Source organism: Variovorax paradoxus, assembly GCF_000834655.1.
GTDB classification, from domain to species: Bacteria; Pseudomonadota; Gammaproteobacteria; order Burkholderiales; family Burkholderiaceae_C; genus Variovorax; species Variovorax paradoxus_F.
Genome location: NZ_JXQQ01000078.1, coordinates 1 through 8304, shown reverse-complemented (window position 1 = coordinate 8304; position 8304 = coordinate 1). Strand labels below are relative to the sequence as shown.

General features: G+C 65.4%; 9 protein-coding genes. 3 read left to right on the top strand and 6 right to left on the bottom strand.

Features of this window, described 5'->3' with window-relative positions:
- Positions 1 to 87: 87 nt before the first annotated feature.
- Positions 88 to 765, bottom strand: coding sequence for a lipoprotein-releasing ABC transporter ATP-binding protein LolD (gene lolD, locus RT97_RS26045; protein WP_042581756.1), 678 nt, complete (start codon positions 763 to 765; stop codon positions 88 to 90).
- On the bottom strand, positions 758 to 2014 hold the full coding sequence (locus tag RT97_RS26040; protein ID WP_042581755.1) for a lipoprotein-releasing ABC transporter permease subunit: 1257 nt from the start codon (positions 2012 to 2014) through the stop codon (positions 758 to 760). Before RT97_RS26040 ends, lolD begins: the two co-directional genes overlap by 8 nt.
- A gap of 169 nt (positions 2015 to 2183) precedes the next feature.
- On the opposite strand from RT97_RS26040, the gene RT97_RS26035 reads away from it, so the two are divergent.
- A complete protein-coding gene (locus tag RT97_RS26035) occupies positions 2184 to 3122 on the top strand; it encodes a hypothetical protein (RefSeq protein ID WP_437184110.1) in 939 nt (312 codons plus the stop codon).
- Complete coding sequence (recJ, locus tag RT97_RS26030; protein WP_042581753.1) at positions 3119 to 4840, top strand: single-stranded-DNA-specific exonuclease RecJ; 1722 nt, start codon at positions 3119 to 3121, stop codon at positions 4838 to 4840. Before RT97_RS26035 ends, recJ begins: the two co-directional genes overlap by 4 nt.
- Before the next feature lie 61 nt (positions 4841 to 4901).
- Here recJ and RT97_RS26025 read toward each other — a convergent pair whose 3' ends face one another.
- Positions 4902 to 5153: a hypothetical protein gene (locus RT97_RS26025; RefSeq protein WP_155403894.1), complete on the bottom strand. Its 252-nt coding sequence runs from the start codon at positions 5151 to 5153 to the stop codon at positions 4902 to 4904.
- Positions 5154 to 5576: 423 nt separating this feature from the next.
- On the opposite strand from RT97_RS26025, the gene RT97_RS26020 reads away from it, so the two are divergent.
- Complete coding sequence (locus tag RT97_RS26020; RefSeq protein ID WP_042581751.1) at positions 5577 to 5969, top strand: hypothetical protein; 393 nt, start codon at positions 5577 to 5579, stop codon at positions 5967 to 5969.
- Here the strand turns inward: RT97_RS26020 and RT97_RS32185 are convergent.
- The 3 genes from RT97_RS32185 to RT97_RS33540 all read right to left on the bottom strand — a co-directional run.
- Positions 5966 to 7411 carry a sensor histidine kinase gene (locus RT97_RS32185; protein WP_052810758.1) on the bottom strand — a complete coding sequence of 482 codons (1446 nt, stop codon included), beginning with the start codon at positions 7409 to 7411 and terminating at the stop codon, positions 5966 to 5968. The genes RT97_RS26020 and RT97_RS32185 overlap by 4 nt on opposite strands.
- On the bottom strand, positions 7398 to 8042 hold the full coding sequence (locus RT97_RS26010) for a response regulator transcription factor (protein WP_172672252.1): 645 nt from the start codon (positions 8040 to 8042) through the stop codon (positions 7398 to 7400). Before RT97_RS26010 ends, RT97_RS32185 begins: the two co-directional genes overlap by 14 nt.
- A gap of 64 nt (positions 8043 to 8106) precedes the next feature.
- Positions 8107 to 8304: hypothetical protein (locus RT97_RS33540; protein ID WP_042581749.1), on the bottom strand; the 198-nt coding region annotated here is incomplete at its 5' end.

Genomic DNA, 8304 nt, shown 5'->3' with positions numbered 1-8304 from the left:
GCGCGGCCTCGAAGGCTGCATGGCGTTCGACGCCGCCGGGCCCCCACCCCTGCCCTCCCCCGGAAGGGGAGGGAGAAAGACGAAAACTCAGCCCGCCAGCCGTCCCGCCACCAGCTGCAGCACCCGGTCGCAGCGCTTGGCCAGTTCCTGGTCGTGCGTGACCATCACGAAGGCCGTGCCGTGGCGGTGCGCTAGGTCGAGCATCAGCGCGAACACCGTGTCGGCCGTGCTGCGGTCGAGGTTGCCGGTGGGCTCGTCGGCCAGCACGCACGCCGGTTGAGTGACGAGCGCACGCGCGATCGCCACGCGTTGGCGCTCGCCGCCCGAGAGTTCCGCCGGACGGTGGTGCAGACGCTCACCCAACCCGACGCTCGCAAGAATCTTCGCGGCCGCCTGCGCAGCCTGCGACGACTCGACGCGGCGGATCTTCAGCGGCATCGCCACGTTGTCCAGCGCGCTGAACTCCGGCAGCAAATGATGGAACTGGTAGACGAAGCCCAGGTGCTGGTTGCGCAGCCGCCCCTGCTCCGCGGCGTCGGCATGCGCGATGTCCTTGCCCAGCAGCTCGACCTTGCCCGCGGTGGGCGCATCGAGCCCGCCCATCAGGTGCAGCAGCGTGCTCTTGCCCGAGCCCGATGCGCCGACGATGGCCAGCGTTTCGCCGGCGCGCACGTCGAGGTCTACGCCGTGCAGCACGGTGAGGTCGATGCGTCCTTCCTGGAAGCGCTTGGTGAGGCCTCGGGCCTTCAATACCACTTCACTCATAACGCAATGCCTCGGCAGGGTTCACGCGGCTGGCGCGCCAGCTCGGGTACAGCGTGGCCAGGAAGGCCAGGATGAGGGAGATGATCGCGATGGGCATGATGTCACTCTGCTGCGGGTCGCTGGGCATCTTGCTGATCAGGTAGATGTCCTTGGGCAAGAAGCTCGCGTGGAAGAGCTGCTCCAGGAAGGGCACGATCACGTCGATGTTGTAGGCAATGCCCAGGCCCAGAAGAAGGCCCGCCACGGTGCCGATCACCCCCACCATCGCGCCCTGCACCACGAAGATGCCCATGATGCTGCGCGGCGAACTGCCCAGCGTGCGGAGGATGGCGATGTCGGCGCGCTTGTCGGTCACCGTCATCACGAGCGTGGAGACGAGGTTGAACGCGGCCACTGCCACGATCAGCGTGAGGATGATGAACATCATGCGTTTCTCGACCTGCACGGCTGCGAACCAGGTCTTGTTCTGGCGCGTCCAGTCGCGGATCAGGAATTCGCCCGGCAGGCTCACGGCCAGCTGGTCGGCCACGTCGCGCGCCTCGTTCAGGTCCTTGAGCTTCAGGCGGATGCCGGTCGGGCCTTCGAGACGGAACACCTTGGCCGCGTCCTGCTCGTGCACCATCGCCAGGGCCGAGTCGTACTCGTAATGGCCCGAATCGAAGGTGCCCACCACGGTGAACTGCTTCAGGCGCGGCACCACGCCGGCCGGCGTGACCTGGCCGCCCGGTGCCACCAGCGTGACCTTGTCGCCCGGCTGCACGAACATCGAGCGCGCGAGCTCTATGCCCAGCACGATGCCGAATTCGCCCGGCACCAGCTTGTCGAAGGTGCCCTTGCTCGCGATGCCGCCGGTGTCGGTCACTTCGGGTTCGAGCTTGGGGTCGATGCCGCGCACGATCGCGCCCTTCATGTCCTCGCCGCGCGCAATCAGCGCCTGCGTATTGATGAAGGGGGCCGCGCCGATGACCTCGGGGTTCTTGCGCGCGGCGGCCATGATTTCGTCCAGGCTCTGCAGCGCCTGGCCGTCGCGCGAGAAGATCTCGATGTGCGACACCACGCCGAGCATGCGGTCGCGCACCTCCTTCTGGAAGCCGTTCATCACACTGAGCACAATGATCAGCGCCGCCACGCCCAGGGCGATGCCGAGCATCGAGACACCGGAGATGAAGGAGATGAAGCCGTTGCGCCGCGTTGCCCGGCCTGCGCGCGTGTAGCGCCAGCCGAGCTGCAGTTCATAAGGGAGTCGCATCAAATTTCCTGCCGAGCCGCCTCAAAGAAAATTTGCCCGCCCTTGGGGGGCAGCGAATACACGAAGTGAGGAGCGAGGGGGTAGGTCATATACGGCGGAATTGTGGCATCACGGAAAACCGAGGGGCTTCCGGGACAATAGAGGGATGGCCGAACACCCCCCACGTCACTTGTTGATCCCCTTCGCCGGCCGCGGTTCCCCGGCGTGCCGTGCCGCCTTGCCGGCACTCAGGCTCCCGAATCTCGAATCGCTGCTCTCCCGGCTCACCCTCGCGGACACCGACACCCAGGACGAAAGCACGCGCTCGCCTCCGCACGAGCGGGCGCTCGCCAAGGCGCTGGGCATTGCCGCCGACGACGGCTGCATTCCCTGGGCCGCGCTCGAAGCCCGGCAGGCGGGCCTCACCGCGGCCGACGACACCGAGGGCTGGGGCGTCGTCACGCTGTGCAACTGGCAGGTCGGCATCGACGACGTGGCGCTGGGCGACCCGGCCGCCATCGAGATCGATGCCGCCGAATCGGCCGCGCTGCTCGAAGTGGCCCGCCCCTTCTTCGAGGAAGACGGCATCGCCCTGCACGCCTCTGCCACGCCCGGCCGCTGGCTCGCTCGCGCGCGCATCTTCGAGGGCCTGGCCACCGCCTCCATCGACCGCGCGGTGGGCTACCCGATCTCGCAGTGGTCGCCCCTGGGCGATTCGGCGCGGCCGCTGCGCCGCCTGCAGAACGAGATGCAGATGCTGCTCTACACGCAGCGCGTGAACGACGACCGCGCCGCGCGCGGCGTGCCGCCGATCAACTCGTTCTGGCTCAGCGGCACCGGCGCCTTGAAAGGCGTGACGCCGACAGCGCCTGCGCCGGCCGTGAGCGAGGCCCTCCGCGTGGCCGCGCTGCGCGACGACGGCCCCGGCTGGGCCGAGGCCTGGCAGGCGCTCGATGCGGGCGAGATCGCCTCGCTGCTGGCCGACTACACGCGGGGCGCCGAGGTGTCGCTCACGCTCTGCGGCGACCGCGCCGCAGAGCGCTACACCGTGCAGCAGCGCGGCCTCGCGCGGTGGGCCAGAAGCCTCTTCGACCGCACGCGCGCCGCCACGGTGCTGGAATCGCTGTGAAGATCATCGCCCGCGACATCCCCCCGCGCACCGTCTGGGCGCTGGAGCAGGCCGGCGTGCACCCGCTGCTCGCGCGCCTCTTCGCCGCGCGCGGCGTGATGGCCAAGGACGAGCTGGACGACGGCCTTGCCCGCCTGCTCGCTCCCGACACCCTGCGCGGCACGCGCGAAGCCGCCGTGCTGCTGGCCGATGCGATGGCGCAGGACAAGCGCCTGTGCATCGTGGCCGACTACGACTGCGACGGCGCCACCGCCTGCGCGGTCGGCGTGCGGGGCCTGCGCCTCCTGGGCGCAAGGAACGTGAGCTACCTCGTGCCCGATCGCGTGGTCGACGGCTACGGCCTCACGCCGCCGATCGCCGAGCGCGTGGCCGACAGTGGCGCAGACATGCTGATCACCGTGGACAACGGCATCGCCAGCGTCGAAGGCGTGGCCGCCGCCAAGGCGCGCGGCCTGCAGGTGCTGGTGACCGACCACCACCTGCCCGGCCCCGAACTGCCGGCGGCCGACGTGCTCGTCAACCCGAACCAGCCCGGCTGCGAGTTCGAGAGCAAGAGCATCGCGGGCGTGGGCGTCATGTTCTACGTGCTGCTCGCGCTGCGCTCCGAGTTGCGCAAGCGCGGTGTGTTCGACGTGGCCACGCAGCCCAAGCTCGATGCATTGCTGCCGCTGGTGGCGCTGGGCACCGTGGCCGACGTGGTGAAGCTCGACGCCAACAACCGCCGCCTCGTTGCGCAGGGCCTGCGCCGCATCCGCGGGGGCGCGATGCCTGCGGGCGTGGCCGCGCTCTTCAAGGCCGCGGGCCGCACGGCATCGGCAGCCACCACCTTCGACTTCGGCTTCGCCCTCGGCCCGCGCATCAACGCGGCGGGCCGGCTGGCCGACATGACGCTGGGCATCGAGTGCCTGCTGACCGACGACGCCGGCCGCGCCGACGAGCTTGCGCGCATGCTCGACGGCATCAACCGCGAGCGGCGCGACATCGAGGGCGGCATGCGCGACCAGGCGCTGCTGCTGGCCGAGTCGCTCTTCGCGACCGACGGCGAAGGCATCGAGGCGCCGCCGGCGGCGATCAGCGTGTTCGATGCGAACTTCCACGAAGGCGTGGTCGGCATCGTGGCCTCGCGCATCAAGGACCGCTTCCACCGCCCGACCTTCGTGTTCGCCGCGAGCGGCGCGCCGGGCAAGGAACAGGAGCTCAAGGGCTCCGGCCGGTCGATTCCGGGCTTTCATTTGCGCGATGCGCTGGACCTGGTGGCCAAGCGCCATCCGGGCGTGCTGCTGCGCTTCGGCGGGCATGCGATGGCGGCGGGCTGCACGGTCGCGCGCGAGCACTTCAAGACCTTCGAGCAGGCGCTCGCGCAGGTGGCAGGCGAATGGCTCGCCGCGGCCGCGCTCACGCGCCAGATCGAGACCGACGGCCCGATCGCGCGCGAGTACATGCGCATAGACCTGGTGGACACGCTGCACCGCGAGGTGTGGGGCCAGGGCTTTGCGCCGCCGACCTTCAGCGAGGAAGTGGAAGTGGTGTCGCAGCGGCTCGTGGGCGAAAAGCACCTGGCGCTCAAGCTCAGGCACCAGGGGCAGCCGATCGATGCGATCTGGTTCAGCCACACCGACCCGTTGCCGCCGAAAGTGAAGCTCGCGTTCCGCCTCGACGCCGACGAGTGGCAGGGCGTGCGGCGCCTGCGCTTCCTGGTCGAGGGGGCGGAGTTCTAGGAGAAGAAGCCAGGCCTACCTGGTCGGAGGGGGGAGACTGCGTTTCGCCGCGTCGGCGGTGTCATTTCAGGCACGCGCACGCCGGCGGCGCCCACCCGATCGCGTGCTCGATCAGCGCGCCGGCCGACCGGCTGCACCCGCACTCCACGGGGTCGTCGCACAAGCAGATCATCGACACCACGAACGCACAGCTGTAGACGGCGACCACGCACATGCCGACGAGGAAGCCCGCCGCCCTGCGGCTTTCTTCCGTCGCTCGCCAATGCGCCTGCCGGGCTTCGGAATTCCGAATCAGCAACCGGTCGATGTCCATGACGTCCACCCCCCTCCTCACAGCACCTCCCTGTCCCGCAAGCGTGCCGCATCGAGGCGATCGCTCCCCCGCCCGTAGACGGAAACAGTCGTCACGCTCCCTCCCAGGATCATTGCCCTCGATGCGGCCTGCATTGCTTTCACTCCTGCGCCGTCCGATGAGGCGCACCCCGGGACTTTAGTGAAAACTAAATTTGAAACAACTAATGACTAATACCAGTCGCACCGCCAAAGGGTGGAATTGGCGGAGGCTGAAAGTTCGATGTTTGGCCGCTCGATAGGACTTCCGGGTACGCGACTTCCCGCGACACCAGTGAATTCTGCGTATTCCCTCCGGGGCCGCGCAATGCTGCAATGTGCAGGCGTTGAAGCGTTATCCGCGCCCGCTTTTTCGTTTGCACGATGGCGCGAGTTCCAGGGATGAATGGCAAAGAGCCCGCAACAATCGAAAGCCCCTTACCTGTCGCCCCTGGCCGCGGACATCGAAGCCGAGTTCGGCGCGCTGCGGCAGGTCAAGGGCGAAGGGGGACCGTTGTCGGCCGCCAAGCTCGATGCATTGCGTATTTCATTGGAGCAGGCCGCACAGAATTTGCCGAAGGCGCTGCATCGGGGATTCCAGCGCAATTGCGTGGAAAGATTGAAATCGCATTTCGGGTGCGATTACCGTGAAATAGCCAACAGCCAGTTCCAGGAAGCCGTGGCGGTAATTGGCCAGCAAATCACCGAGGCGCGCCACCGCGTCGATAAGCTCGCCATCGAATTGCCGCGCGCAGAAAATCGCCGCTGGCGCGTGACCTTTTTCGATTTGACAGGTTAAGTGCTGGAACCCGTGCCGATCACAAATTCGCGAGGGATGAGAATCCTGAAAAGCGTGCCCCGGCCCATGATGGATTTGACTTCGATGCGGTAATTGAGGCGTGCCGCAAAGCGCTTGACAATGGCCAGGCCCAGCCCCACGCCCTTGGCCCGCCCCTGGTCGGTGGAATCTTCCTGGTGGAACGCATCGAATATGCGCTGCTGCGCTTCGGGCTTGATGCCATTGCCCTGGTCCCAGACCTCGATGGAAACGCCCCTCGAGGTTTTGCGGGCGCAAACCAATACCCCGCCCTTGGTGTATTTGAGCGCATTGGAAACCAGGTTTTCGAGCATCCGCAACAGCATCGAGGCATCGGTTCCGATGGTGATGCGGGCCATGTGAAACCGCAATTGCACGCCGTTCTGCTCCGCGATTTTCTCGAAATGAAGGTCGAGCTTCTGGAACAGCGACTGGATCTCCGTCGCCCGGATCTTCACGCCCGCATCGAGCGATTCGATCCGCGCGAATTCGAGGATATTGTTGATATAGACCTGCAATGCATCGACTTCCTGCCCCAGCCGTTCGAGCGTCGATTCCGCGGATTGATTGGCCTTGGTCGCCGCCATCGCGGACAGCACCCACAGCTTGGCGGCATGAAGCCGCTGCTGGAAATCGTGGCTCGCGCCGGCGAAGAATTCGGATCGGGTGTCCAGGGTCTTGTAGGCCGTGTCCCTGAGTCTTTCCAGCTTGCTGTTGGCGGTTTCGAGCGCAACCACCAATTGGCTGGTTTCGCGGGTGCGTTCGAGCTGATCGTTGAGCTGGCGGATGGCAATGAAAATATTGAGCCAGAGCACGGCCAGCACGCCCACGTCGAGCGCCACGATGACCGGAAAGCTCGCCACCCCGTTCGCATAAAGGCTGATGGAAAAAGCGCCCCACAGCACGCTGTTGTAGATGACCACGGCCAGCGGCGTGACCGGCCACATGCCGGTCATCGAAACGCTGATGCTGAGGAGGCCGATGCACATGATCAATTCGCGCACGGTGAGCACCGGTCCCGCGAACAATTTGATGGTCCAGATCCAATACAGGCACGCAATGACGCTGATGGTCAGGGGAATCAATTTCAGCCCGAGCGATTTCTTGACGATGGCCGGCGGCAATTTCGTCAATGGCCAGAAAAGGCTGACCCGCACGATCCAAGTGCCCACCGACACCCCGAGCCATATCCACATGGAGGTCGAGGTGAGAACGGGAGCGCTTGCCTCGGCCACCAGCAATCCGAGCACGGTGATCCAGTACGCAATCTGCTGCACGACGAATTGGCGTTCCGCCAGATGCCGGTGCGCCAGCGTCACATTGATGAGCGAGCGCGATACCTTTCCCTGGTTTTCCATGAGCGATTCGTCGATCGCTCCTGCATTGTTGGCGGTATTGCGGCGAAACGCCTCAAGCATTTCCATCGCTGCTCCTTGCAGCAAATCCAGCCAAGAGGCCCAATTGCAATGCCTTCTGCACCGCGTGCGCACGCGATTTGACGCCCAATGCCTCCATGGCGGAATCGATGTGGTAATTGACCGTTCCGGGATGCAACGACAGCAACCGCGCGATTTCCTTGGTGGAATGGCCGGCACCGACGAATTCGAGACATTGGCATTGCCGATTGGTCAGCCGTATTGCACCCGAATCCGCGCTCAGGTCGGGAATATCGGGAAATACTTTTTCGCCCGCGATGGCTTTTTCGAGGCTGGCCTCGAGTTCCTTGATTTCGATAGCCTTGAGAATGTATCCCTGGAATCCGCTGGCCTTGGCTTGCGCGATGTAATCGGCCCGGTAGGTTCCGGTCAGGATGCAAGTCAATGCCTCCTTACCCATCTTCTTTATTTCCATGGCCAGCGAAAGACCGACAGCGCCCGGCACATCAAGATCCAGAAGAATGAGGCCCCAGCGGTCGGGCGTTGCCTTCAATGCAAGCACGGCCTTTTCGGCGCTGTTGCAGATCTCGATATTGGCGACGTGCGGGCTTCTCGCGATCTTTTCCGCGGTCGCCTCCGACACCAGGGGTTGGTCTTCCACAAACAGCACGTTGATCATTGACATTTCCGACGGGTATTTCTTTTTTTGAATTGGGTTTTGGAAATAGGGAAATTCCGGAATTTCAATTTCTGCTGGCCGGCCCGTTGTCCAGCAGCGTGACCAGCGCCGTGCCCAACTCCGGCAGCGGCTTGCGCGCGAACGCGCCGATGACCGAGGCGATGACCTCGCGCTGGTCCGAGGGCACGGCCTGCAGGAATTCCGCGAGCCGGTCGATCACGGTCTGCAGGGATACCGCGGCGGCGGCGCCCTGCGGGTCCAG

Excerpts from the sequence above, each read along its gene's own strand:
- RT97_RS26020 (WP_042581751.1), top strand. The coding sequence starts at position 5,577 with ATGGCAAAGAGCCCGCAACAATCGAAAGCCCCTTACCTGTCGCCCCTG.
- RT97_RS26025 (WP_155403894.1), bottom strand. The coding sequence starts at position 5,153 with ATGGACATCGACCGGTTGCTGATTCGGAATTCCGAAGCCCGGCAGGCG.
- RT97_RS26010 (WP_172672252.1), bottom strand. The coding sequence starts at position 8,042 with ATGATCAACGTGCTGTTTGTGGAAGACCAACCCCTGGTGTCGGAGGCG.
- RT97_RS32185 (WP_052810758.1), bottom strand. The coding sequence starts at position 7,411 with ATGGAAATGCTTGAGGCGTTTCGCCGCAATACCGCCAACAATGCAGGA.
- RT97_RS26040 (WP_042581755.1), bottom strand. The coding sequence starts at position 2,014 with ATGCGACTCCCTTATGAACTGCAGCTCGGCTGGCGCTACACGCGCGCA.
- lolD (WP_042581756.1), bottom strand. The coding sequence starts at position 765 with ATGAGTGAAGTGGTATTGAAGGCCCGAGGCCTCACCAAGCGCTTCCAG.